Genomic DNA, 23,715 nt, shown 5'->3' on the forward strand with positions numbered 1-23,715 from the left:
TGCTGGAGACACCCATGAAAACCCTGATCGACCACCTGTCCCAATACGCCGACTACCACCGCGACCCGCGCAACATCCACACCCATTTTGTGGGCGTTCCCATGATCATGTTCGCCGTCGTCATCCTGCTGTCGCGTCCGACCTGGATGGTGGGTGCGCTGCCGCTAAGCCCGGCGCTGCTGGCAGCGCTGGCGGCCAGTGTTTTCTACTTCCGGCTGGACATGCGTTTTGGCCTGGCCATGGCCGCGCTGCTGGCCGCCATGCTGGTGGGCGGGCAATGGGTGGCCGCACAGACCCTGGCCGTCTGGCTGGCCACGGGCATCGGCCTGTTTGCCGTGGGCTGGGTGATCCAGTTCGTGGGCCACTACTACGAAGGCCGCAAGCCCGCTTTTGTGGACGACCTGGTGGGCCTGATCGTGGGCCCGCTGTTTGTGGTGGCCGAGTGGGCGTTTGCACTGGGTCTGCGCAAGGAGGTGCAGGCGGCAGTGGAAGAGCGCAGCGGCCCGGTGCGCTTGCGTACCGGGCAACAGGCTGCTGCCCACCCTCAGTAAGCTCTGCGCTCGCGCTCCGCCGCGTTTGCTGCTTGTGCTGCTTAGGCACCAGGGCGCAAAGTGCTTGAGGGCCTCGCAAGGGCCAGCACGGCCCCTGCGCACACCGCACCCAGCGCCACCAGCGCACACAGGTAAGGCAGCGCGGCGGACAGCGGCGCGCCCAGCTGGTTGAGCCGCAGCGACGCCTGCACGCCCGAGGTGCTGGGCAGCAGCCAGCGCAGCCACTGCAGTGGCTCGGGCAGGGCCTCCACCGGCCACGAGAAGCCCGCGACGAACGCAATGGGCAGTGTGGTGAACAGCAGCACCTGCAGCGCGCGTTCACGGTTGCCAAACCACAGGCCCAGCAAAGCGCCGAGGGCAGCGATGGCCGGGATGTAGCAGGCCAGCAGCGCCAGCGCACCCAGCGGGTTGCCGCCGCGCGGGTAGTCGTGCAGCACAAAGATCCAGCCAAAGTAGAAGAGACCGCTGGCCCAGCCCAGTGTGCACAGCGCGAGCAGGCGGCCCAGCCAGGTGGTGGCGCTTGCACGGTGCTGGCCGCTTTCGACCCAGGTGCCGGTGAGCATCGCAGCGCCCATCAGCAGGGTCTGCTGCAGGATGAGCAGCGCCACAGCAGGCACCACAAAGCTGCCGTAGCCCTCGGTGGGGTTGAACAGCGCCACCATCTGCAGTTGCACCGGCGCGCGGCTGGCGCGGGCCTGTGGGGCGCTCTGGCCGCTGGCCTGCAGCTTGCGGATCTCGACCCCGGCAGACACGGTGCCGACGGCCTCTGCGAAACCGTATTGCACGGCCTTGTTCAGCAGCGCGTAGGCGCCGTTGGCCTCGATGCTGACCACGGCGTTTTCGCCGCGCACCACGTTGCGCTTGAGCCCGGCTGGGATCACCGCGTAGCCTTCGATCTCTCCGCGCCACAGGGCCTCCTGCGCCTCGCGTTCGCTGGCGGCGACAAAACGCACTTCAATGCGGGGGGCGGCGTCGGCAAAGCGGGTGATCTGGCGCGACAGGCTGGAGTGGTCCAAGTCCACGACGGCCACAGGCACGCGAGTCAGCACCTCGTCGGCATAGAACCAGGGGTAGAAAAAGCCGTAGAGCACGGGTGCGCCCACCAACAGCAGCAGCACGCCCTTGTCGCGCACCACGGTGGCCAGCGCTTGCAACCAGGCGCCCAGCAGGCCCTGGCGGGGTGGCGTGGTCACCGGCATGGGTTGTATCGGTGTGTTCATCAGCGGCCTCCCCAGGTGTCTGGGCGTTTGTGGGCCACGGTCAGCGCCGTGGCGCCTACCAGCCACAGCGCGGCAGTGGCGATGGTCAGCGCCACCATCGTCGAGACACTGGTAGCGACCGGCGCCCCCATTTGCAGCTGCTCGATCTGCAGGCGGATGTAGTGGGTGAACGGCATGGCTTCGGCCCACGCACGGGCGCTGCCGGGCATGCCCGCGAGTGGGAAGGCCACGCCGCTGAACGCAAACGCCGGGGCCGCAAAAAAGCCCGCACCCGACAGCGCAGTGCGCAGCGACCGCGTGATGCCTGCCAGCGCAGCGCCTGCGGTGATCGACACCGCCATCAGCAGTGCGAGCGCTGCAGCCACCCACCACAGGTTGCCCGGCGGGTGCCAGCCCCGGCCCCAGGTGATGCCCACCAGCGCCAGCAGGCCCACCAGCGTGAGAGATACCCAGGGCAGGGCCAGCTTGCCCGCCAGCGCGCCCGCAGTGCGCACCCAGCCCCCTGCGCCCAGCCATTCGCCCAGGGTGCGGTCGCGCAGCTCGCGGCCCACCGTCCAGGCACCGGCCGTCATGGCCAGGATGTGCAGCAGGGCGGGGATCAGCGCCGCGCCCAGAAACTGCTCGTAGTTGCTCGACACGTTGAACAGCGCCACCATCTGCGTGTGGATGGGCTCCATGCTCACGTGCACGGCCTGGGCGCTTTCGCCGCGCTTGTTGCGCGCGGCCATCTCAATACCCGCCGACAAGGTGCCCACGGCCGTGCGCACATCGCGCTGCAGCAGGCCCGAGTGGGTAGACATCTGCGCGTTGTGCAGCAGCGTGACCTGCGCGGCGCGGCCTTCCTTCACGGTGCGCGCGAAGTCGCGCGGGATGGAAACCACGGCATACACGTCCACCGCGCGCAGCGCGCGTTCGGCCTCGGCCGCGTTGGTGAAGTGCTGGATGATCTGCACGCCCGGTGTGGCGTCCAGCATGCGCACCAGCTGGCGCGACAGGCTGGAGTGGTCGTCATCCACCACGCCCACCGCCAGGTGGCGCGGCAGGCCGGCCGAGAAGATCCACCACAAGAGCGCCACGCCCAGCAGCGGCACCCAGGTGACCATGGCCAGGTCCCACGGGTCGGCCGCCAGGCGGCGGGCCTCGCGGCGAAGGCTGTTTGCTATTGAATTCATAGCTTTATGCGCATATTGCACTAGCGCTACCGGCACTTTTGACTCAAATCGCTGTGCATCAGGCGCATGTCACTGCACCAGCACCGTCATGCCGGGGCGTGCGCCTTCGATGGGGGCCGCCGGGCGCGCCCGCACTTCGAACGTGCGGGCGTCAAAGCCCTGGCCTGCGCGTGTGGCGCGCCAGGTGGCAAAGTCGGGCAGCGCAGCCGTGTGGTAAACCTTGAACTTCACGGTTTTGCCGCCCAGCGCGGGCAGCGTGGCGTCGAACTCGTTGCCGATGGCAAAGCGCTGCAGGCGGTCTTCGCGCACATTCAGCACCACCCACTGGTCCTTCAGGTCCACCACCGTGACCACGGCCACGCCCTGGGGCGACAGCTCGCCCGTGCGGGCCAGCACCTTGGCCACTTCGCCGGCGACGGGGCTCTTGAGCTCGGTCTCGGCCTGGGCCGCCTGCACCTCCGCCACCACTCCGGCCACCTGGCGCGCCTGGGCGCTGGCGGCGGATCGGTCTTCGCTGCGGGCACCGGCTCGGGCCAGGTCGTACTGCGCCTTGGCCGCAAGCGCCTGGTCGCGCGAGGCCTTGAAGTTGGCCTCGGCCTCGTCGCGTTTTTGCGCCGCCACCAGGCCCTCGCGAGCCAGGCCATCGACGCGCTTGAAGGACGACTCGGCCAGGTCGGCAGCGGCCATAGCGCGCTGCCAGTTCAGGCGGGCCATTTCAATCTCTTGCGGGCGCGCGCCGTGCTGGGCCTTGTCGGCCACGGCCTGGGCAGCCTCTTGGGCGGCGGTGGCCTGCGCCAGCTTGGCTTTCACCTCGGGGCTGTCCATGCGGATCAGCGGGGCGCCCACGGCGATCTGGTCGCCTTCCTTCACCAGGATCTGCGCGATGCGCGCGGTGACCTTGGGGGCGATGTCGGCCTCTTGCGCTTCGATCTGGCCCTGGAACACCTCGGGCGCGGGCTGCGAGGCTTTCCACAGGCCAAAGCCCACAAAGCCTGCCACGGCCACAAAGGCCACCGTGCCAATCACGGCCGCCTTTTTGCTGTTGTTCTTGCTCATGTTCGTTCCACCTTTACTCATTCCACCCGCACCGCATCAGCGCGCGCCATGTATTTGCCAAAGTCTTCCGACAGGCCGCAGGCCTCCAGCAGGTCGGCCAGCGCCTTCACGTAGTCGTGGGCGGCCTGCGCGCGTTCGGTCTGGGCCTTGGCCTGGTTGACCTGGGCGTCGATCAGGTCCAGCGTGGTGCTGGTGCCCGCCTTCAGGCCGGAGATGCGCAGGCGCAGCACTTCGTCGGCCAGCTCCAGACCCGGCTGCAGCGCAAAGTAGGCGCGGCGCGCCTGTTCCAGGGCCAGCCAGCGTTTTTCCACCAGCAGGGCAATGTCGTTCTGCGCCTGCGCGCCGGTGCGCTCAGCCTGCTCGATCTGGCGGTTGGATGACTCGGCCAGCGCGTTGCGGTCGATGGAGTCCCACAGCGTCCAGCGCACGCCCACGCCGGCCACCCAGTCGGCATCGCGGCCGGTCTTGAGCTGGCGCTGGCCAAACGCGAACACCTGGGGCTTGCGCAGTGCCTCCTGGGCGGCGTGCAGTTGCGTGGCTTGTTCTTTCTTGGCGGCCACCTTGTCCAAGCCTGGGTGGTGGGCCAAGGCGGTGTCGATGAAGTGGGGCAGGGGCTCGACCGGCTGGCTCAGCACAAACAGGGGGCTGGTGGGCGTCACAGGGTCGGACGCCTTCAGAGTGCGGGTCAGCGCCGTGGCGGCCAGCTCGGCATCGTCGCGGGCCTTGCGGGCATTGCGTCGGGCCTCTTCCAGTGCGGAGCGGGCCTGCAGGCGTTCGACGCGTGCGATCACGCCAGCGTCCAGCATCTTCTGTGCGGCGGCGTCGTGCTGCTCAATGGTGGCCAGGGCCGATTCGCGCAGCAGGGCAGCGCGCTGCGCCAGCTGGGCGCCAAAGTAGCGCTGCACCAGCAGGGTGGTGGCCTCATGGCCGGTTTTGGCGGCGTCGGCCTGGGCTTCTTGCGCCTGGGCATCCAGCAGGCCCCGGGCCGCATTGCTGGCGCCGCCCATGTAGATCGGCCAGATGGCAGAGACCGAGGCTGTGGTGTCGCTCTTGCTGCGGTTGAGCGTGTAGCTGGACGGCAGATGCGGCAACTGGGCCAGCGAGCCCGCCAGCTGGGGTGGCAGCTGCGACAGCACGCCGGGCAGTGCGCGGTTCAGCGGGTTCAGGTCCACGTCCAGGTTGGCGTTGTAGGTGTAGGCGGCGCCGCTCAGGTTGACCACCGGGCCACCCAGGCGCTGCATGGCGTCGCGGCGCAGCTGGGCGCTTTCGACGGCGCTGCGCGATGCGGCCAGCTGGTCGGAGCGCTGCTGCAGCTGCTGCAGCGCTGCGTCAAACGCCAAAGGGGCGGCGTGGGCCTGCAGGGGCAGCAGGGTCAGGGTGGTAGATGCAAGCAGGCAGAGCAAAGCCGCGCCTGCCCGGCCTGTGTGCCGGGGCGTGGTGGGATGGGTCATGGTGTCAGGTCGTGGTTGTCAGCGCGCACCCACCGGGGTGTAGGCGTTGCTGTGCTCCGCCAGCCAGCGTGCCGACAAGTCGGTGCCGTGCTGGCTGGGGTGAAAGTCGGGGCGCAGGTACTCGCGCCAGGGGCGCCAGGTCTCGCGCACCAGGCCGCCCTTGCCGAACAACGTGCGTGCGGCGCTGGTCCACGTGCTCCATTTCCACAGCGAGCCATCGCGGCGCAGGTTCAGCACCGTCTGGCGCAGCACATCGCCGAGGAACACCACCGTGATGCGGCGGAACCAGGTGATGCGCCACTCGTGGTTGCCGCCCAGTGCCTGGTAAAGGTCGAAGGCCGTGTTCTTGTGCTCGGACTCTTCGGCGCAGTGCCATTGCCACATCGTGGCCAGGCGCGGCTCGGCGCCCTGCAGCACCTCGGGGTGGGCAAGCAGCCATTCGGCGAGCAGGTCGGTGAAGTGCTCGTTGGCAGCGGTCACAGCCAGCGGATGGCGCGGGTCGGCGCCCGCAAACAGCTTCATGCGCTCTTGCGCACGCGGGGCCCATTCATTGGCGAGGCCCTGCTGGTCCAGGTGGCCGTTGAACAGCGCGTGGATGCGGCGGTGTGTGGCCTCCTGCCCGATGAAGCCACGCACTTCGTCGGCAAACTGCGCTTGCTTGTCGGGGGGCAGGGCCTTGTGGCCGTCACGCACGGCGTCGATAAAGAACTGCTCGCCCACCGGAAAGCTCATCGACAGCGCGTTGAACAGCGCAGAGCGAAACGCGTCGCCACCACACCAGTGGCGCGCAAACGGCGTCTCCAGGTCGATCAGCAGGCGGCGGACAACGAGTTCGGTCATGAAGAAAGCTCCTGGCGCAAGGGGGCCGCGCGGTGGTGCATGGATTTGGTACTTTGTAGTACCGGTGGATTTGTATGATGCAGATCAACTATGGTACTGTCAAGTACCTCGTCGAATATTCTGCATTGCGATCAGCCTCCATGAGTGACGTCACCGCCCCAATTGCTGCGCCCGCTGCGGGCACCGAACACCGCGCCCGCCTGCTGGAGGGCATGGCGCGCGCCGTGGCCGCCAAGGGCTATGCCGACACCACCATTGCCGACATCGTGCGCGAAGCCAGCGTGTCGCGCCGCACCTTTTATGAAAATTTTGCCGACAAGGCCGAGTGCCTGACCGCGCTGTACGAGGCGGCCAGTGGCAACGCGATTGCGGTGCTGCGCGCTGCCATCGATCCGCACAGCGACTGGGAAGCCCAGGTGGAGCAGGCCATGGCGGCGTACTTTGGCGTGTTGGCGCGCAACCCCGTGCTGCTGCGCACCTTATTCATCGACATCCTGGGCCTGGGCCCGACGGGCCTGGCCGCGCGCCGCCGCGCCAACCAGCAACTGGCCGACCTGATGCTGGACGTGGTGAATAACCGCCCGGGTGAGCGCAAACGCAAGACGCCCCTGCAGCCCATGATGGCCATGGCCGTGGTGGGGGGTATCAACGAGATGGTGCTGCACTCTATCGAGCAGGACCGGGCCGGGCAGCTGCAAGAGCTGGTGGAGCCCGCGGCAACTTTGTTGCGGGCGGCGATCTCGGCCGAGTTCTGATCGTTGTGTGGGAGACCGTACCGCGATCGGTGCAGTCAGCGCCTCACACCTCGTTGGCAATCTCGATCAGGTTTTCGTCCGGGTCGTAGATGTAGACCGAGCGCAGCCGGTGGCGGGCGCCCGTTGCTCCCACCGGGCCTTGCACTATGGGGACGCCTTCGGCCTGCAGGTGGGCGATGACGTCGTCGAGCGGCATCTGGGTGAGAAAGCACAGGTCGCCGGAGCCCGCCGTCGCGTGGCGCACATTGGGGTCCACCACCGTGCCCACTTCGTGCAGGTTGATCTTTTGCGCGCCGAAGTGCAGCGCGTACCGCTGGGGCTTGAACTCCCGCGCGGTCATGCCCAGCACACGCTCATAAAACGCAATGGTTTTGTCGATGCTGGCGACGGTGAGCACGATGTGGTCGATGGATTCCAGAACAATGGGCATGGTGTAGGGCGGGAGGATCAGGCGAGAGAAGTATGGCGCGCCAGTGTGGCGGGCTGCAGCCAGCGCTTGTTGGCCGTAAACACCACCGTGAGCAGCAGCCCGGCCAGCAGGGCCATGAACCAGTGCAGGGGCGACAGCGGCACAAACCTGAAAGCGTTGGCCAGCCACGGCACGGTGGTGATGGCCATCAGCGCGGCCAGCGTGCCGCCCGCCACCCACAGGCTGACCGGGGTGAGTCCCGCCCACAGGCTGCGCCACACCGCCTGGCTGCTGCGGCTGGGCAGGATGAGCGCGGCGTTGGCGGCCACCAGCACCACAAACGCGGCCGTGCTGGCGGTGGCGGCATGTGCGGGCTGGCGCAGCAGCCAGGCATACAGGCCTACCACGGCAGCGGTCACCACGCTGCCCTGCAGCACGCTCAGCAGGATGTGGCGGGTGGACAGCAGGGGTTCGTCGGCCGCGCGCGGCGGCTGCTGCATGAGGTCGGCAGCACCTTCTTCGGCCTCGAACACGATGGAGCAGGCCGGGTCGATGACCAGCTCCAGAAACGCGATGTGCAGCGGCGCCAGCACCAGCGGCAGCCCGAACAGCACCGGCAGCAGCGCCAGCCCAATGATGGGCACGTGCACCGCCAGCGTGTAGACCATGGCCTGGCGCAGGTTGGCAAAGGTCTGCCGGCCCCGGTGAATCGCCAGCACGATGGCCGCGAAGTCGTCGTGCAGCAGCACCAGGGCAGCGGCCTCGCGCGCCACATCGGTGCCGCGCTGGCCCATGGCGATGCCAATGTGGGCTGCCTTGAGGGCGGGGGCGTCGTTCACGCCGTCACCGGTCATGGCCACCACCTCGCCCTGGGCCTTGAGGGCTTCCACCAGCGCGAGCTTCTGGTGTGGCTTGATGCGCGCAAACACGCTGACCTGCCGAACCTGGTCGGCCAGCGCCTGGGGCGGCATGCGGACCAGCTCGTCGCCGGTGATCACGCGGTCGTTGGCGATGCCCGCCTGGGCTGCAATGGCGCGTGCGGTGCGGGGGTGGTCGCCAGTGATCATCACCACGCGAATGCCCGCCTGGCGGCACTGTGCAACGGCCTGGGGCACCTCGGGGCGCAGCGGGTCGGCCAGGGCCACCAGGCCCAGCCATTCAAAGTCAAAGTCGTGCTGGGCGTTGGGCCAGGTGTCTTGCGTGTGGTGCCGGGCTTTGGCCACGCCCAGCACCCGAAGGCCCTGATCGGCCAGCCGAGCGGCCTGGGCGCTGACGGCGGCGCGCTCGGCGTCGGGCAGGTGGCAGAGGTCGGCCACGGCTTCGGGTGCGCCCTTGGTGGCTACGGTGTCGTGCGCGGAGGTGCCATCGCGCCACAGGTGGCTCATGGCCAGCAGCTGTGGCGACAGCTCGTACTCGCGCGCCAGCGACCATGCGGGGTGCAGGTGCTCGGTGTCCACCAGGTGGTCCGCCGCCATGCGATGAAAGGCCTGCTCCATGGGGTCGTGCGGTTCTATCTCGCTGGCCAGCACGGCGTATTCGAGCAGTTCGTGGAAGGCATCGGGCAGCGCGCTGCCATCCGCCGCGGCTGGCAGGTGTTGCACATCCAGCTCCTTGCCCGCAATGCAGAGCGCCGCCACCGCCATGCGGTTTTGGGTGAGCGTGCCGGTCTTGTCCACGCACAGCACGGTGGTCTGGCCCAGTGTCTCGATGGCGTTGAGCCGCCGCGTGAGCACCTGCTGCGCCGCCAGCCGCCGCGCGGCCAGGGCCAGGAAGATGATCATGATCACGGGCAGTTCTTGCGGTAGCACCCCCATGGCCAGAGTGATGCCCGCCAGCACGGCCTGCAGCCAGTCGCCGCGCAGCGCCCAGAACAGGGCCACCAGCAGCGCGCACAGCGACAGGCCAATGACCACCAGCTTGCGGGTGAGCCGCGCCATTTCTTCGCGCAGCGGCGAGGCCTGCAAGGCAATGGTGTCGAGCGACTGGCCGATGCGGCCCAGCTCGGTGTGGCGGCCCACGGCGGTCACCTTCAGCAGGCCCTGGCCGCTGACCACCAGCGTGCCCGCAAACACCTTGTCGGCAGGTTGTTTGGCCACAGGCTCCGACTCGCCGGTCAGCATCGACTCGTTGGCGGCCAGTTCGTGGGCCTGCAGCAGCGTTCCGTCGGCCGGGATGCGGTCTCCCTCGGCAATCATCAGCAGGTCTTCGCGCACCACGTCGCGGCCGGCAATGTGCACCATGGTGCCGCCGCGCAACGCCAGGGCCCGGGGGCTGGAGAGGTCGCGCAGGGTGTTGAGCGCGTTGTCGGTGCGGCGCTCCTGCAGCACCGTGATCGCCATGATGATGACCACGAAGCCCAGCAAGATCAGCGCCTCGTGCGCGTCGCCCATGGCGAGGTAAATGGCGCCTGCGCCCAGCAGCAGCAAGAACATGGGCTCGCGCACCACGTCCCAGGCCATGTCGCGCAGCGTGCGGCGCTGGCTGATGCCCAGTTCGTTGGGTCCTTCTTCACGCAGGCGTTGGGCGGCCAGTGCCGGGTCGAGGCCAGTGGGGGGGGCGGGAGTGGGCATGTGGGGCGTAAGGCTGCGTTGCAAGGAGGGTCGCAGCGGTGTAAGAGTTATACCGCGCGCTGGTGTCAGCCGCACTGACGGAGCGCAGTGCGCCGCATTCCATCCGCCTTTTTCACACCTCGCACATCACAAAGTCTGCCTTGCCGACATTGCATTCGTGGCAGCGCCAGTCGTCGGGCACGTTGGCCCAGAGGGTGCCGGGCGCGATACCGTGGTCGGGCAGGCCCGCAGCCTCGTCGTAGACCCAGCCGCAGACAGCACACATGTAGATTTTCATAGGGCGGTTCCTTCGTGTTCGGTGGCTCTGCATCAGTCGTCATCGTGGTGCCGTTGGCGTTCGGTCGATGTGCCGTTGGCAACCCAGCCGCTGGGCGACTGTTGCCACTGCCAGGCGCCAAAGGCCAGGGTTGCGATCAGCAGCAGGGCTGCGAGCCAGGTGCGGTTCTTCGGAACCAGGTCGGGTCCCTTGCCCTCCACCCGGCCCGTGAGCATGGGCAGGGCCTGGTTCTTGCGGCGCAGCACGCTCAAGCCGGCAATCAGCGCGATGTGCGCCAACACCACAAACAGAAGGGCGTTGCCGAAGAACTCGTGCACTTCTTCCACCGCTTCTCCCATCCAGTTGCCACCCAGCGCAGCGCCCCAGTCGTTGTACGTGGCATATCCGCTGAGGGTGAGGGGCGCTACCAGCGCCAGCAGCAACACGATGGCCAACGCCATCAGCAGGTTCTGGCCCTGGCGCCAGTTGATCTGCGTGACCGATGGGGCCTGGGGCAATGTGCGCAGCCATGCGGGCGTCCCCGCCAGCTTGCGCCACAGCAGGCCCAGGCCCGAGGTGCGCGGCCCGAAGATGCCGTACAGCAGTCGAAAGCCCAGCAGCCCCGCCATGGCGTAGCCCAGCGTGACGTGCAGCAGCCGCCAGTGTTCGCCGTCGGCCGTGGCGTAGGCCCCCGCAAAGCAAAGTGCAAACAGCCAGTGGAACATGCGCGAGGGCGCATCGGTCACCCGGCGACTGAGGGCCTTTGTGGGGGCGGGTTGCGCCGAGGCATCGGCGGGATGGAGGGTAGGTGTGTTGTTCATCGTATGTTCCTTGACCGGATACAGATCAGATTCAATGCAGATCGAGAGCGGCGAACAGGGCTCAGCGAAGCGGTTCTGGCTAGGCGCTGTGTCGCAGGCAGTACGGTTAGTACGACAAGACACAGCAACGACGCCAGAAGAGTTCTGTTCACCGCTCTCAGTCGTTCCAGGCGCGGCGAGAGCGGACATCGAGCCCCGCCGGCATGCGCAGGTTGTGTTCGTCAAACTGCCCCTGGTCTGCGCCTGTGTGGCAGGCCGCACAGTTGGCAGCGCTTTTCACGCTGGCGAGCTTCCAGGTGGTGGGTTCGATCTTTCGGTGCTTGCGTTCAAACCAGGCCGAGCGGGTGATACGGTCCTCGGGTGGCTCTTCGTTCACCCGCTTGTAGGTGCCTGCGTGGGCCTGCAGCCACTGGTTGAGTTGGCGTACGGTGGCAGCGTCCAGCGATGCGTCGGTGCCGTAGTGCCTGTCCAGGCCCGTCATCACGCGGTTCCAGGATGCTGCGGGCAGCAGGCCAGGCGGGTAGGCGGTGTGGCAAGCGGCGCATTCCTGTGTGTAGGCACTGGGCACGTTGCGCGGCATGGCGCGCCCACTGTCTGCATGGGCGCTGGAGAGTGACAGCAGGGTCAGTGCGCACACAGCGGCGGCCAGGGCTGCAGGGCGTAATAGGGCTGGTTTTTGCATGGTGTCGGTCTCAGGGCTTGAGGGCGTTGAGGTAGGCCAGCACGTCGGCTTTTTCCACCGCTGTGCATTCACGGCTCACCACGTCGTTGCAGTTGCGGCGGAACCACTTGTCCACCTTGGCGGTGTCGGTGAATGCCTTGGGGTTGAAGGCCGGAGCCAGGGGCGCAATCGACTTGCCGGTGCTGGCGTGTTTGCCCTGTGCGGTGGGCGGTGTGCCGTGGCAGGATGCGCAAGACCATTCGCCACCATGGCGTGCGTTGAAGAACACCTTGCCTTTTTCGGCATTGCCTGGGCTGCCGGCCTGTGCGCTCCAGTGGGCGAGCTGCTGGGCAGCGGTTGTGTCAGCGGCGTGGCTGATGCTGGTGGCTGCTAGTGCACAGAGCGCCGCCAGAGTCAGGGTGCGAAGGGAAGTCATGCTGTGGTCCTTGGGGGGTTCATCGCTTGTGCAGCCATTGTTGAAATCCCCGCCTGAACGGCGCGTGAAAGGGCTGTTCATCGGCCGTTCAGATATCGCGCGGGACAATGCGACCATGCCTTTATCCTTCCACTCTGCTTGTGCGGGCTGCCATGTCCGGCGCATTTGCTTGGCGGCGTGTGTGCTGTGGGCTGCCGCGCTGGCCGTGCCGTCCGCGTGGGCCAGCGGCAAGGAAGACCACGACCGCGCCCGGCAGGCCGTGCAGGCGGGCCAGGTGCTGCCACTGCCCGTCGTGCTCGATCGCCTGCAGCGCGAGGTGCCTGGTCAGGTGCTGGAAGTGGAGCTGGAGCAGGAGCGCGAGCGCTGGATCTACGAGATCAAGCTGCTGACGCCTGCCGGGCAGTTGACCAAGGTCAAGCTCGATGCGCGCACGGCGGAGGTGCTGCGTGTGCGATCCCGAGAATCGCGCGAAGATCAGCAGCGAAGCCGTGACAATCGCTGATACCCTTCCGACCATGACACCTCCATGCGCATCCTGCTGGTAGAAGACGACACGCTGCTGCGCGCCCAGTTGCGCAATGCCCTGCACGGCGCGGGCTACACGGTGGACGAGGCAGACAACGGGCGCGACGCGCAGTTTCTGGGCGACACCGAGGCAGTGGATGCCGTGGTGCTGGACCTGGGCCTGCCGGTGGTGGACGGGCTCACGGTGCTCAAGCGGTGGCGGGCCGAGGGGCGCAACATGCCGGTGCTGATCCTCACCGCGCGCGACAACTGGCACGAAAAAGTCGCAGGCATCGATGCCGGCGCCGACGACTACCTGACCAAGCCCTTTCACCTCGAAGAACTGCTGGCGCGCCTTCGCGCACTCATCCGCCGCGCTAGCGGGCAAGCGTCGGCCGTGCTGCAGTGTGGAGACTGGTCGCTGGACACACGCAGTGGCCGCGTGACCTGTGCGGGCCAGCCGGTGACGTTGACAGCGCATGAGTACAAGGTGCTCGACTACCTCATGCACCGGCCTGGCGTGCTGGTGTCACGCGCGGAGCTGACCGAACACATCTATGCGCAGGACTTTGATCGGGACTCCAACACCATCGAGGTCTTTGTGGGGCGCTTGCGCAAGAAGATGTTGCCTCCTGCGGCTTCGTCGGCTGCCCCGGTGGATTCGGCCCGCATCGAAACCGTGCGTGGCATGGGCTACCGCCTGGTGCCGCCATGAGCGCGCAGGCTGTGCCACCTGCGCCGCCCGAGCACTGGTCCCGGTCGTTGCGGGTGCGGCTGCTGGCCGTCACGCTGGCGGGGGCGGCCGTGGCCATGGCGCTGGCTGGGCTGGTGCTGAGCGGATTATTCCGCGAGCATGTGCAGCAGCAGTTTCAGGCTGCGCTGCAGCTGCAGCTGGACCAGATCACGGCGCGCCTGGAGTTTGACGCCCAGGGGCAGCCGGTGATTGCTGCCGAGGCGCTGTCGGACCCGCGCTGGCTCAAGCCTTACTCCGGCCTGTATTGGCAGGTGGATGCCATGGCGCCTGACGGGCGCGAGCGGGCAGGGGTGTTGCGCTCGCGCTCGTTGTGGGACACCAGCCTGGCGCTACAGGTGGATGCGTTGGCCGATGGCACCGTGCATGTGCACGAGATGACAGGCCCGCAGGGCGTGCCTTTGCTGGTGCTGGAGCGCACGGTGCGCGCCGAGGGCGTGCATGCAGCGCGCTGGCGCTTGATTGTGGCCGCCGACCTGCAGGCCACGGAGGCAGCCACGGCCCGGTTCACTGGCGTGCTGGGGCTGTCGCTGGCGGTGTTGCTATTGCTGCTGGTCGCCGCCGCCTGGGCGCAGGTGGCGGTGGGGCTTAAGCCCCTGCAGGCGCTACAGCGCGCGGTGCAGGATGTGCAAGAAGCGCGGGCTTCGCAATTGCAAGGCAGCTTCCCTGCGGAAGTGCAGCCGCTGGTCGACGACTTTAACGCCGTGCTGCGCCGACATGGCGAGGTGGTGGAGCGGGCACGCACCCAGGCGGGCAACCTGGCCCATGCGCTCAAGACGCCCCTCACGGTGCTGGAGAACGCGGCCCGCACACGACCGCCCACTGATCACCCGCAGCTGGCGGCGCTGGTGCGAGAGCAGGTGGTGGTGGCCCGCAGGCACATCGACTGGCACCTGGCGCGGTCGCGGGTGTCGGCATCTGCGCGCTTGCCCGGGCAGCGCACGCCGCTGCAGCCGGTAGTGGATGGGCTGGTGCGCGTGATGAACAAAGTGCATGCGGACCGGTTGGTCGATATCAGTGTCGAGCCGTCAGCAGTGCCGCTTTTCTTTGCGGGCGAGGCGCAGGACCTGCAGGAAATGCTGGGCAACCTGCTGGACAACGCCTGCAAGTGGGCGCAGGCTGCGGTGCGGCTGCAGATGCAACTGTTGCCCGCCGGATCGGGCGCTGCGCAGCCCCAACTGGTGGTTGCGGTGGAAGACGACGGCCCCGGCATTGACGCGGCGCAACGTGATCAGGCGCTGGAACGCGGCGTGCGCCTGGATGAAACCGTGCCCGGCACGGGACTGGGCCTGGCCATCGTGCAGGACCTGGCAGCTTTGTATGGGGGGCGGCTGGATCTGGAGCCCGCAGGCCTTGGCGGCTTGCGGGCGACGCTCACCCTGCCTGCTGCGAGCGCTCACTGAGCCGCAGCGGCTGCTCGACACGCCAAAAAAGGTCCTGCTGGGCGGGGCGCCTAGAGAAAAACCGCCAAAGCGGAAACCCATTAAAAAAGCCCGCCAAAGCGGGCTAAGGCCCTGACAAATTCCCCTGAATTCTGCAAAGCCTTGGAGTGATGGAGACAGGGTATCACCGTCTGCCGTGTTTGACCACTTTTGTTGTGCAAGCGGCCTTCAGTGCCTGCTTTCCACGCTGTTTTGCATGGCTGTCTGAGCGACGGCGTCCAGGGCGTTGTCCACCACGGTGTGCTCGGCCAGCACCTGCATCGCTCCCTGTTGCAGTAGCCGGTCCAGCAGCCGCAGGGTCATCGATTGGGTGCGGCCAGCGGCGCTGGTAAAGAGGAACAGGTTGCCGTGCGAGCCGATCCAGGACAGCTGTGTGCGCTCCCACTGGCCCGCCACCTGCAGATTGACCCAGGTGCCCACCGTGATGGTGGCGGCGGGCAGCGGCAGGGGCGCAGCGCTGCTGGGAGCAGCCTCGGGGGCCGTGTCTGCGCCCTCGCTCTCGGGCGATTGCGAGATATCGATGTAGCCGGACTCCCTCGCTTCGGAGGGCGCAACCCAGGGGTCGTCGTCATCAAGGGGCGCCGGTTGTTGCGGCTCTGCCGTGGGCGTTGCAAAAGTCGCTGCGGCTGCAGGGGCTGGCGCAGCCACCCTGGGCCCGGGTTTGAAGGCCTGCTGGTGCAGTTGCATCAGCAGCTCAAAAACAGCCTCTGTGCGGTCTGTTGGGTAGTCGATGGACGCCAGACCTTCGCGCAATTTGGCCAGCAGCTTGGGCAGCAGGCGAGCCAGCTGGCCCGTGTTGGCGCGCGTCAGTTCGGGTTGTACGCTCCAGATCAGCGCGTCCACCAATTCCTGGTAGCGGCCCGGGTCGGTCGTGCCTGATTTGTCCGAAAGACGCGCCTCCGCCATGACCTGGGCCCATGCGCCCAGCAAAAAGCGCGAGATGGCGTCCGGCACCTTGCCAATGTCGGGCAGCAGCCAGATCTCGCGCGATATCTGTGCGGCCAGCAGATGGCGCTGCTCTGCGTGCTGCAGGGCCTCGATGGCGCGCAAGCGCTCCTGCTTGAGCGCCTGGTCCTTCTCGGCCCATTTGGTGTGCAGTTGCTGCAGCACTTGTTCAAAGTCATCAGCGCTGTCGATGGTGGCGGTGGCCAGCGGGCCTGCGATGTGCATGAGCGAGCGCATGAAGCTCTGAAAACCAGGGGCTTCGGGGCTGTTGAAGGCCTGGCTGCGGTCGGTGATGTCCTGCAGCAGGCGGCGCGCGGCATGCTCCTTGTGGCTGAAAAAGCGAGGGTCGGCCAATGCCAGCTGCATCAGCGCAGGCTCCAGCGCGCGGATGAACTGTTGCACCGGCCACAGCAGCCGGGTGTCGCGCGCGATGTTGTCCACCATCAGCGCCACCACCTCCATGCTCAAGGCCTGGCCCAGGCCCTGCGCCTGTGCCCGCTGCGCGGCAGCAGGGCTGCCGTCTGCATCGTTGCCGGCTGGCGCGCGTGGCGTACCCAGGCGCTCCATCATCTGGCCGACCTGGTTCATCTCTTGCAGCGCCTCAAACGCTGCGGGCACCGTCATCGCGAAATCCGTGGCCGGTGGGTCGATCTGCGGCAAGCCTTGTGACGGGTGTTCAAACTCCCGGTCAAACCGGGCTGCGAAAGATTCCTGGGGGTTGTCGCCGCTGGCGTGCATGTCCGCAGGGGCGGGTGCGTCATTGAACTCGCCCAGCAGCAGGCGGCGCAGGCGGTCCAGCGTCAGCAACGGGTCGCCCGTGCTGGTGGACGACACGTACAAGTCGTTGTCGGCTGCAAAACCGGGGGACGCCCCGGCGTCGGCCGGCGCCACATAGACCACTTCGCCCGTGGCCTGCCGCATGGCGTAGCCCACAGGCTTCACACCACTTTGCTTGAGCTGGTCGATTTGCGCGAGGTACAGGCTGCGCAGCTCGGCGCCCAATGCCTGTGCCATCAGCCCCACCCAGTCGTGGCGCACCTGGGGTGTGACCTGCATTTGCGACACCACGGACTGCAGAGCCTGCAAGAACACGTCGGGGCGCAGCGGGTTGTGCTCCGGCTGCACCCGGGACAGCCCCTGGGCCGCGCACACCAACGCGTCCAGGTCCGCCAGCGGACCTTCCACTGCAGAGATCAGTACCTGACGGGCACGTGCGCGCTCCACGCTGTCGTTGATCTGCGCCTCGTCCATCAGTTCGAGGTCGTCAAAGTGCACGGTGAACAGTGACCGCGTGGGCTTGTCGTCGCCCTGTGCCGTGTCCTGGTCCAGCGCCTTGCGCAGTGCGTCGGGGTAGCGATCTGCCATCACCGATGCCAGCCGCACCAGTTGCTGCCGTGCCTCCTGCATCGCATGGTGCTCGCCGGGGGTGCGGGCACTGTCCAGGCGCGCTTGCAGGGACACGCGCGTGGCCTCAATGACGCGCTCCACCACAGGCCGGGCCTGGGCCAGCGCGATCTGGACGATGCGCTGCTGGGGCGCAGCGGGGCTGTCGGTCGGGGCCGGGGCGGGCAGGGTGGTGTGTGTCAAGGCCATCTTCAGTGGAACGCGATACCAGTGGCTGCTGCAGTGGATGCGATGTTACGCGTCAAAAAGGGGCCAGAGGCCCCTTTTTGACGATGGTGGGACGGTTTTACCCGCCGTGGAACTTGACCACCAGCGGCACGATGAGCAGTGCCACGATGTTGATGATCTTGATCAGCGGGTTGATGGCCGGGCCGGCCGTGTCCTTGTAGGGGTCGCCCACGGTGTCACCGGTCACGGCGGCCTTGTGCGCCTCGCTGCCCTTGCCGCCGTGGTGGCCGTCTTCGATGTACTTCTTGGCGTTGTCCCACGCGCCACCGCCCGTGCACATGCTGATTGCGACAAACAGACCTGTGACGATGGTGCCCATGAGCAAGCCGCCCAGCGCCTTGGGCCCCAGCAGCAGGCCCACCACAATGGGAACCACCACCGGCAGCAGGCTGGGGATCACCATTTCCTTGATGGCGGCGGTGGTCAGCATGTCCACGGCCTTGCCGTATTCGGGCTTGCCCGTACCGTCCATGATGCCCTTGATGGTGCTGAACTGGCGGCGCACCTCCACCACCACAGCGCCTGCGGCCCGGCCTACAGCCTCCATGGCCATGGCGCCGAACAGGTAGGGAATCAGCCCGCCGATGAACAGGCCCACAATGACCAGCGGGTCCGACAGATCAAAGGTGATGGCCTTGCCATAGCTCTCCAGCTTGTGGGTGTAGTCGGCAAACAGCACCAGTGCAGCCAGGCCGGCAGAGCCGATGGCGTAGCCCTTGGTCACAGCCTTGGTGGTGTTGCCCACGGCGTCCAGCGGGTCGGTGATGTCGCGCACGCTGCTGGGCAGCTCGGCCATTTCGGCAATGCCACCCGCGTTGTCGGTGATGGGACCATACGCATCCAGCGCCACCACAATGCCCGCCATGCTCAGCATCGATGTGGCTGCCACCGCAATGCCGTACAGGCCAGCCAGGCCGTAGGACACGATGATGGCCGTGCACACAAACACCACCGGCCAGGCCGTGGAACGCATCGAAACGCCCAGGCCCGCAATGATGTTGGTGCCGTGGCCGGTGGTGGACGCCTGGGCAATGTGCTGCACGGGCGAGTACTGCGTGCCGGTGTAGAACTCGGTGATCCAGACCAGCGCGGCCGTCAATACGAGGCCGGTGGCGCAGGCGCCAAACAGCCGCAGCTGGGTGCCCGTGGCCGTGACCGCGTTGTCCGGCATGATCCACAGCGTGACGAAGTAGAAAGCGATGAGCGACAGCACGCCCGCGATCGCCAGACCCTTGTACAGCGCGGGCATCACGTTCTTCATGCCGGGCGTTGCCTTGACGAAGAAGCAGCCAATGATGGATGCGACGATGGACACCGCCCCCAGCGCAAGCGGGTACACCACCGCATTGACCTGGGCCGTGGCCACCATCAGGGCGCCCAGCACCATGGTGGCGATCAGTGTCACCGCGTAGGTCTCGAACAGGTCGGCCGCCATGCCGGCGCAGTCGCCCACGTTGTCGCCCACGTTGTCGGCGATCACGGCCGGGTTGCGCGGGTCATCCTCGGGGATGCCTGCCTCCACCTTGCCCACCAGGTCGGCGCCCACGTCCGCGCCCTTGGTGAAGATGCCACCGCCCAGGCGCGCAAAGATCGAGATCAGCGACGAGCCGAACGCAAAGCCGATCAGCGGGTTGAGCAGCGTGGCCAGATGGGTGGTGGGCGTGTGGTTGCCGTTGCCCGCCAGGAACCAGTAAAAGCCCGTGACACCCAGCAGACCCAGCCCCACCACCAGCATGCCGGTGATGGCACCGCCACGGAACGCGACATCGAGCGCCGGGCCAATGCCTTGAGTGGCCGCCTGCGCGGTGCGCACATTGGCGCGCACCGAGACATTCATGCCGATGAAGCCGCAGGCGCCCGAGAGCACGGCGCCCACCACAAAGCCGACCGCCGTGGTGCCGTCCAGAAACACGCCGATGAGCACCGCCAGCACCACGCCCACGATGGCAATGGTCTTGTACTGGCGGGCCAGGTAGGCGGCGGCACCGGCCTGGATGGCGGCGGCAATCTCCTGCATGCGGGCGTTGCCCGGGTCTTTGGAAAGGATCCAGCCCCGGGCCCAGATGCCGTAGGCCACCGCAATGAGCCCGCAAACGAGGGCGAGGATGAGAGGGGATGTCAGTGCTGAACTTGCAGCCATTCAATTCTCCTTGGTGTGTTGCACGGAGGGGGACCAACGCATCGGTGGCTTCCCCGCTGCGTTGCTTCCTCGTGCTACCCATGCGTTTCGCGCAGGAGCCGATTGGCCAACAGGCCCAATTTACAGGCAAACGCCGGTTTGCAAGCGGGCAGAAAGGGGCGTGCGCCTAAAATCAGGGTTAATCCCGACGCTTCGTTGCGCTGCATCAGTGCCGAAGGCCTCGCGGGTTATCGTCAACAAACCACTATCCAAAGACATGTCCCTCAACAACGTCCCCCCAGGCAAGAACGTTCCTGACAGCTTCAACGTCGTCATCGAGATTCCGATGAACGCCGATCCGATCAAGTACGAAGTGGACAAGGAATCGGGCGCCATTTTTGTGGACCGTTTCATGACCACCGCCATGCACTACCCCACCAACTACGGGTATGTGCCGCAGACGCTGTCGGGTGATGGCGACCCGGTCGATGTGCTGGTGATCACGCCTTATCCGCTGTTCCCCGGCGTGGTCGTGCCCTGCCGCCCCCTGGGCATCTTGATGATGGAAGACGAGGCCGGTGTGGATGGCAAGGTGATTGCTGTGCCCACGTCCAAGATCCTGCCCATGTATGACCACTGGAAGACCATCGACGATGTGAACGCCATGCGCCGCAACGCCATCGCCCACTTCTTTGAGCACTACAAGGACCTGGAAAAGGGCAAGTGGGTCAAGGTGCTGGGCTGGGAAGGCATCGACGCCGCGAAGAAGGAAATCACCGACGGCATCGACAGCTACAAGAAGTCGCAGGCCTGATAGCCCTTTGGGCGATTTCTGCCCGTAGCGCTAGTGCAATATGCACTGGATGCTATCAAAATAAAAGCACGCCATCCACCTCGGGTGGCGTGTTTTTTTGTGGGTGGCACTCTGCCAGGGTAGGGAAAAGCCGCGCCATGTGCGGCTGGGCGCGCTGATAGACTGCATTTTGTTACATGGCTACGGCTGTCCCGGCGTTTCGAGGTACTTTGAGGTGATTCATGAAAATTTCTGATCTGCGCATTGGCGTCAAGCTGGCGGCGGGTTTCCTTGCGGTGGTGTTGCTGACCGCCTTGCTCGGCGCCATTGCGCTGGTGCAAATGTCCCGCATCCACGCCAACGCTGAGGAGATCGCCACCAATCTGCTGCCCAGCGTCACGCAAACGGGCGAGCTGCGCGTGCTGCTCAACCGCATGCGCCGTGCAGAGGCGGGCATGGTCACGGCGCGCAGCGCGGCCGAGGTCAAGGCGTTTGCCGAGCAGGTGGCGCAGCGCCACAAGGACCTGACCCGTGTGGAGGCGATCTACGAGCCGCTCATCGACATGCCCAAGGAGCGCGAGGTTTTCCAGGCCTACAAGGCGCGCAAGGCGGCCTATGTGGCGTTGCAGGACAAGCTGGCGGACATTGCCAAGGGCGTGGACTTCAGCACTGCCGAGACCATGGAACTCACGGCAGATGCGTTGAGCATGCTGTATGCGGGCGAATCGGAGTCAGCCTTTGTGGCCACCGCCGAGACCCTGGGCGAGCTGCAAAAGATCAATGCGGACGCTGCATTGAAGGCCAATGAGGAAGCGATGACAGTGTTCAATGCGGCACGCATCTGGGTGCTGGGCACCCTCGCGCTGTGCGTGGCGTTGGCGGCCGTACTGGGTGTGGCCATCACCCGCGCCGTTACGCGCCCCGCCCATCACGCCGTATTGGCCGCCCGCGCGATTGCCGATGGCGACCTGGCGACCGAGGTGCCCCCCGGCGGCAAGGATGAAATGGGCCAGCTGCTGAATGCGCTGGGCGACATGCGGGCCAACCTGGCGCGTGTGGTGTCGGGCGTGCGCAGCAACGCCGAAGGCGTAGCGTCAGCGAGCGCACAGATCGCCTCAGGCAACAACGACCTGAGCGCGCGCACGGAACAGCAGGCCTCGGCCCTGGAAGAAACAGCCGCCTCGATGGAAGAGCTGGGCTCGACCGTGCGCCAGAACGCCGACAACGCGCGAGCCGCCAACCAGCTGGCCGTGAGCGCCAGCACCGTGGCCGTGCAAGGCGGAGACGTGGTGGCCGAAGTGGTCGAGACCATGAAAGGCATCAACGCCAGCAGCAACAAGATCGCAGACATCATCAGCGTCATCGACGGCATCGCCTTCCAGACCAACATCCTGGCGCTCAACGCAGCCGTGGAAGCCGCCCGCGCCGGCGAACAAGGCCGGGGCTTTGCCGTGGTGGCCGGAGAAGTACGCAACCTGGCAGGACGCAGCGCAGAAGCCGCCAAGGAAATCAAAGCCCTCATCACCGCCAGCGTGGAACGCGTGGAACAAGGCACCGCCCTGGTCGACAAGGCCGGAGCCACCATGACTGAAGTTGTCAGCGCCATCCGGCGCGTGACCGACATCATGGGAGAGATCAGCGCCGCCAGCAGCGAACAAAGCGCAGGTGTCGGCCAGGTCGGCGAAGCCGTCACCCAGATGGACCAGGCCACCCAGCAAAACGCCGCCCTGGTGGAAGAAATGGCCGCGGCCGCCAGCGCACTGAACGCCCAGGCCGGAGAACTGGTCAACGCCGTGGCCGTGTTCAAGCTCGACGCCAGCAGCACGAACAGCAGCTACAGCCAGAACCGCCACACGGCAGCCCCCACCCGCACCCCCATTGCAGCGCCCAGCTACAAAGCCGCGGCCCGCAGCACCAGCCTGGGCAAAAGCGCCAAGACCGGCAGCAAACCCGCCGCCAGCCTGGCGGCGCCCAAGGCCAGCAGCCCGGCAGCCTCACCCGCCGCCAAGCCCGCAGCGCCCAGCCCGGCCCCGGCACCCAAGGCTGCGGGAAGCGACGACGACTGGGAGAGCTTCTGAGAAGGGCCAGACAGGCCCCTGGGTGAAGAAATCAGGTCAAAACGGCTGCAAGCGCAGGTGGAAAATGCGTTGACAGCTATCAAAAGCAAAGCAAGAAAGCACGCAGAGGGGGCTACCTTCTGCGTGCTTTTTTGTGGGCGAGCGCTTCGCGTCGGCGTAGTCGGGTGCGCTGCTGCACGTGCCGGTCAGCGGTGCGGGTTGGGATACACCAGATGCAGCCCTGGCAGCTGGGGGCGCTGGAACGGCTGCCACACCACGCCTGGCCCGTGCGGCTGGCCCAGACGGTCGGCCACGGCCCACCAGGCACTGGGGTTCAGGCCGATGCCAAAGTGGCTAGCCACCACCTCGATGTTCTCGGTGTGGGGGTTGTGGTCGGCGGGCGCCTGGATGCTGCCGCGCCATGCCACCACGCCATCGGTGCGGGAGTAGATGCTGGTGGTGGGCACCGGGGGTGCTTCGGGCAGGTTGTAGTTCTCGGTTTCGCGCTCGATGCTGCGGCCGCTGGCGAACTGGTAAATGCGCCATGCGTTGGTGGACGTGTGGGGCCCGGCAAAGGGTGTGCCCAGGGTCACCACGCAGCGCACCAGGTCGGGCATTTCCTTGGCCAGCTCGCGGGCGTAGATGCCGCCCAGGCTCCAGCCCACCAGGCTCACCTTGTTGCCGCTGGCATCCACCGCTTGCTGCAGCTGGGCCTTGGCGTTCTCCAGTACGCCATCGCGCGGCCCCAGGTTCAGGCCCTGGCCCCAGCCCAGCGGGTTGTAGTTGCGCGATTCGAGGTAGCGGCGCAGGGGCAGGGTGGTGGCGTCGCCAGCTGTCAGGCCCGGAAACACGATGACCGTGTGGCCATCGCCCAGTGGAGCGCGCTGCAGAACGGGCCATGCGGGCAGCACGGCGCCAAATTCCCAGGGGGCCCGCAGCTCCAGCGCCAGCAAGGGGAGGCTGGGCGGTGGCATGTGGTCAGGGGCAGCGGATTTGCGGTCGGAGAAGAGAGGCATCAAGTCGTCGTTCCAAAACGGGCGCCTGCCGGGCAAGGCAGGCGGGTCGTGCGACGGTAGCAGTTTTTGCGCACCAAGGCGGGGCGCGAAATGGAGCAAGCTCTCCAATTGCCCCCGCCCGGGCCGGGGGAGTCCCCTTCGGATTGCGGGGGGGATTGCCCGCGAATGTCACATTTTGCAACCGTGCGCTGCTATGCTTTGGATAGCTTTTGCGTTCGTCGCGTTCTGGCGCTGTTCGCAACCCTCCCGTTCCAACCG

Annotated in this window: 21 protein-coding genes; 7 read left to right on the plus strand and 14 right to left on the minus strand. The window is 66.8% G+C overall.

The features are described from left to right. Positions 1-14 precede the first annotated feature (14 nt). Positions 15-551 (plus strand): DUF962 domain-containing protein, encoded by a 537-nt coding sequence (locus N4G42_RS09830; protein WP_260667008.1) that lies wholly within the window; start codon positions 15-17, stop codon positions 549-551. Positions 552-592: 41 nt separating this feature from the next. On the opposite strand, the gene N4G42_RS09835 is transcribed toward N4G42_RS09830, so the two are convergent. From N4G42_RS09835 to N4G42_RS09855, 5 genes are all read right to left on the minus strand, one after another. Next, positions 593-1,771, minus strand: a complete 1,179-nt coding sequence (locus tag N4G42_RS09835) for an ABC transporter permease (protein ID WP_260667009.1) — start codon at positions 1,769-1,771, stop codon at positions 593-595. Then, complete coding sequence (locus N4G42_RS09840; RefSeq protein WP_260667010.1) at positions 1,771-2,943, minus strand: ABC transporter permease; 1,173 nt, start codon at positions 2,941-2,943, stop codon at positions 1,771-1,773. Before N4G42_RS09840 ends, N4G42_RS09835 begins: the two co-directional genes overlap by 1 nt. Before the next feature lie 69 nt (positions 2,944-3,012). Then, positions 3,013-3,999, minus strand: coding sequence for an HlyD family secretion protein (locus N4G42_RS09845; RefSeq protein ID WP_260667011.1), 987 nt, complete (start codon positions 3,997-3,999; stop codon positions 3,013-3,015). A 17-nt stretch (positions 4,000-4,016) separates the two neighbouring features. Next, entirely contained in the window at positions 4,017-5,450 is a 1,434-nt protein-coding gene (locus N4G42_RS09850; protein ID WP_260667012.1) for a TolC family protein, read from the minus strand. Between the two features lie 18 nt (positions 5,451-5,468). Then, positions 5,469-6,290, minus strand: a complete 822-nt coding sequence (locus N4G42_RS09855) for a metal-dependent hydrolase (protein WP_260667013.1) — start codon at positions 6,288-6,290, stop codon at positions 5,469-5,471. Between the two features lie 140 nt (positions 6,291-6,430). Between N4G42_RS09855 and N4G42_RS09860 the strand changes: the two genes are divergently transcribed. Beyond that, positions 6,431-7,045, plus strand: coding sequence for a TetR/AcrR family transcriptional regulator (locus N4G42_RS09860; protein WP_260667014.1), 615 nt, complete (start codon positions 6,431-6,433; stop codon positions 7,043-7,045). A 43-nt stretch (positions 7,046-7,088) separates the two neighbouring features. Here the strand turns inward: N4G42_RS09860 and N4G42_RS09865 are convergent, their stop codons facing one another. From N4G42_RS09865 to N4G42_RS09890, 6 genes are all read right to left on the minus strand, one after another. Continuing rightward, positions 7,089-7,475, minus strand: a complete 387-nt coding sequence (locus N4G42_RS09865) for a VOC family protein (protein ID WP_260667015.1) — start codon at positions 7,473-7,475, stop codon at positions 7,089-7,091. Positions 7,476-7,492: 17 nt separating this feature from the next. Continuing rightward, positions 7,493-10,024 (minus strand): cation-translocating P-type ATPase, encoded by a 2,532-nt coding sequence (locus tag N4G42_RS09870; protein WP_260667016.1) that lies wholly within the window; start codon positions 10,022-10,024, stop codon positions 7,493-7,495. A 112-nt stretch (positions 10,025-10,136) separates the two neighbouring features. Then, the gene (locus tag N4G42_RS09875; RefSeq protein WP_260667017.1) at positions 10,137-10,301 is read right to left on the minus strand and encodes a rubredoxin; all 165 of its coding nucleotides are present in this window, start codon (positions 10,299-10,301) and stop codon (positions 10,137-10,139) included. Between the two features lie 32 nt (positions 10,302-10,333). Continuing rightward, entirely contained in the window at positions 10,334-11,101 is a 768-nt protein-coding gene (locus N4G42_RS09880; RefSeq protein WP_260667018.1) for a cytochrome b/b6 domain-containing protein, read from the minus strand. Positions 11,102-11,258: 157 nt separating this feature from the next. Further along, positions 11,259-11,783 (minus strand): diheme cytochrome c, encoded by a 525-nt coding sequence (locus N4G42_RS09885; RefSeq protein WP_260667019.1) that lies wholly within the window; start codon positions 11,781-11,783, stop codon positions 11,259-11,261. Between the two features lie 10 nt (positions 11,784-11,793). Beyond that, positions 11,794-12,198: a DUF1924 domain-containing protein gene (locus tag N4G42_RS09890; RefSeq protein WP_260667020.1), complete on the minus strand. Its 405-nt coding sequence runs from the start codon at positions 12,196-12,198 to the stop codon at positions 11,794-11,796. A gap of 115 nt (positions 12,199-12,313) precedes the next feature. Between N4G42_RS09890 and N4G42_RS09895 the strand changes: the two genes are divergently transcribed. Genes N4G42_RS09895 through N4G42_RS09905 form a run of 3 tightly spaced genes read left to right on the plus strand, consistent with a single transcriptional unit; the run spans position 12,314 to position 14,856 of the window. Next, on the plus strand, positions 12,314-12,700 hold the full coding sequence (locus N4G42_RS09895; protein ID WP_260667021.1) for a PepSY domain-containing protein: 387 nt from the start codon (positions 12,314-12,316) through the stop codon (positions 12,698-12,700). 24 nt (positions 12,701-12,724) lie between these two features. Further along, positions 12,725-13,417, plus strand: a complete 693-nt coding sequence (locus N4G42_RS09900; protein ID WP_260667022.1) for a response regulator transcription factor — start codon at positions 12,725-12,727, stop codon at positions 13,415-13,417. After that, positions 13,414-14,856 carry a sensor histidine kinase gene (locus tag N4G42_RS09905; protein ID WP_260667023.1) on the plus strand — a complete coding sequence of 481 codons (1,443 nt, stop codon included), beginning with the start codon at positions 13,414-13,416 and terminating at the stop codon, positions 14,854-14,856. Before N4G42_RS09900 ends, N4G42_RS09905 begins: the two co-directional genes overlap by 4 nt. 207 nt (positions 14,857-15,063) lie before the next feature. On the opposite strand, the gene N4G42_RS09910 is transcribed toward N4G42_RS09905, so the two are convergent. Together N4G42_RS09910 and N4G42_RS09915 are read right to left on the minus strand one after the other, a co-directional pair. After that, positions 15,064-17,433: a DUF1631 domain-containing protein gene (locus tag N4G42_RS09910; RefSeq protein WP_260667024.1), complete on the minus strand. Its 2,370-nt coding sequence runs from the start codon at positions 17,431-17,433 to the stop codon at positions 15,064-15,066. 97 nt (positions 17,434-17,530) lie between these two features. Continuing rightward, positions 17,531-19,612: a sodium-translocating pyrophosphatase gene (locus N4G42_RS09915; RefSeq protein ID WP_056067326.1), complete on the minus strand. Its 2,082-nt coding sequence runs from the start codon at positions 19,610-19,612 to the stop codon at positions 17,531-17,533. Between the two features lie 256 nt (positions 19,613-19,868). Here N4G42_RS09915 and ppa point away from each other — a divergent pair, with 256 nt between their 5' ends. Next, positions 19,869-20,405: an inorganic diphosphatase gene (gene ppa, locus N4G42_RS09920; protein ID WP_056067328.1), complete on the plus strand. Its 537-nt coding sequence runs from the start codon at positions 19,869-19,871 to the stop codon at positions 20,403-20,405. Positions 20,406-20,626: 221 nt separating this feature from the next. After that, a complete protein-coding gene (locus tag N4G42_RS09925) occupies positions 20,627-22,462 on the plus strand; it encodes a methyl-accepting chemotaxis protein (protein ID WP_260667025.1) in 1,836 nt (611 codons plus the stop codon). 185 nt (positions 22,463-22,647) lie between these two features. Here the strand turns inward: N4G42_RS09925 and N4G42_RS09930 are convergent, their stop codons facing one another. Then, the gene (locus N4G42_RS09930) at positions 22,648-23,457 is read right to left on the minus strand and encodes a triacylglycerol lipase (RefSeq protein ID WP_260667026.1); all 810 of its coding nucleotides are present in this window, start codon (positions 23,455-23,457) and stop codon (positions 22,648-22,650) included. Positions 23,458-23,715 lie beyond the last annotated feature (258 nt).

This window comes from Acidovorax sp. K2F, assembly GCF_025246485.1.
Taxonomy (GTDB): domain Bacteria; phylum Pseudomonadota; class Gammaproteobacteria; order Burkholderiales; family Burkholderiaceae_C; genus Acidovorax; species Acidovorax delafieldii.

Bases quoted from the DNA above. Each gene is read 5' to 3' on its own strand.
- N4G42_RS09865 (WP_260667015.1), bottom strand. From the start codon at position 7,475: ATGCCCATTGTTCTGGAATCCATCGACCACATCGTGCTCACCGTCGCC.
- N4G42_RS09910 (WP_260667024.1), bottom strand. From the start codon at position 17,433: ATGGCCTTGACACACACCACCCTGCCCGCCCCGGCCCCGACCGACAGC.
- N4G42_RS09930 (WP_260667026.1), bottom strand. From the start codon at position 23,457: ATGCCTCTCTTCTCCGACCGCAAATCCGCTGCCCCTGACCACATGCCA.
- N4G42_RS09855 (WP_260667013.1), bottom strand. From the start codon at position 6,290: ATGACCGAACTCGTTGTCCGCCGCCTGCTGATCGACCTGGAGACGCCG.
- N4G42_RS09925 (WP_260667025.1), top strand. From the start codon at position 20,627: ATGAAAATTTCTGATCTGCGCATTGGCGTCAAGCTGGCGGCGGGTTTC.
- N4G42_RS09890 (WP_260667020.1), bottom strand. From the start codon at position 12,198: ATGACTTCCCTTCGCACCCTGACTCTGGCGGCGCTCTGTGCACTAGCA.
- N4G42_RS09840 (WP_260667010.1), bottom strand. From the start codon at position 2,943: ATGAATTCAATAGCAAACAGCCTTCGCCGCGAGGCCCGCCGCCTGGCG.
- N4G42_RS09830 (WP_260667008.1), top strand. From the start codon at position 15: ATGAAAACCCTGATCGACCACCTGTCCCAATACGCCGACTACCACCGC.
- N4G42_RS09845 (WP_260667011.1), bottom strand. From the start codon at position 3,999: ATGAGCAAGAACAACAGCAAAAAGGCGGCCGTGATTGGCACGGTGGCC.
- N4G42_RS09870 (WP_260667016.1), bottom strand. From the start codon at position 10,024: ATGCCCACTCCCGCCCCCCCCACTGGCCTCGACCCGGCACTGGCCGCC.
- N4G42_RS09895 (WP_260667021.1), top strand. From the start codon at position 12,314: ATGCCTTTATCCTTCCACTCTGCTTGTGCGGGCTGCCATGTCCGGCGC.
- N4G42_RS09860 (WP_260667014.1), top strand. From the start codon at position 6,431: ATGAGTGACGTCACCGCCCCAATTGCTGCGCCCGCTGCGGGCACCGAA.
- N4G42_RS09880 (WP_260667018.1), bottom strand. From the start codon at position 11,101: ATGAACAACACACCTACCCTCCATCCCGCCGATGCCTCGGCGCAACCC.
- N4G42_RS09875 (WP_260667017.1), bottom strand. From the start codon at position 10,301: ATGAAAATCTACATGTGTGCTGTCTGCGGCTGGGTCTACGACGAGGCT.
- N4G42_RS09900 (WP_260667022.1), top strand. From the start codon at position 12,725: ATGCGCATCCTGCTGGTAGAAGACGACACGCTGCTGCGCGCCCAGTTG.
- N4G42_RS09835 (WP_260667009.1), bottom strand. From the start codon at position 1,771: ATGAACACACCGATACAACCCATGCCGGTGACCACGCCACCCCGCCAG.
- ppa (WP_056067328.1), top strand. From the start codon at position 19,869: ATGTCCCTCAACAACGTCCCCCCAGGCAAGAACGTTCCTGACAGCTTC.
- N4G42_RS09850 (WP_260667012.1), bottom strand. From the start codon at position 5,450: ATGACCCATCCCACCACGCCCCGGCACACAGGCCGGGCAGGCGCGGCT.
- N4G42_RS09905 (WP_260667023.1), top strand. From the start codon at position 13,414: ATGAGCGCGCAGGCTGTGCCACCTGCGCCGCCCGAGCACTGGTCCCGG.
- N4G42_RS09885 (WP_260667019.1), bottom strand. From the start codon at position 11,783: ATGCAAAAACCAGCCCTATTACGCCCTGCAGCCCTGGCCGCCGCTGTG.
- N4G42_RS09915 (WP_056067326.1), bottom strand. From the start codon at position 19,612: ATGGCTGCAAGTTCAGCACTGACATCCCCTCTCATCCTCGCCCTCGTT.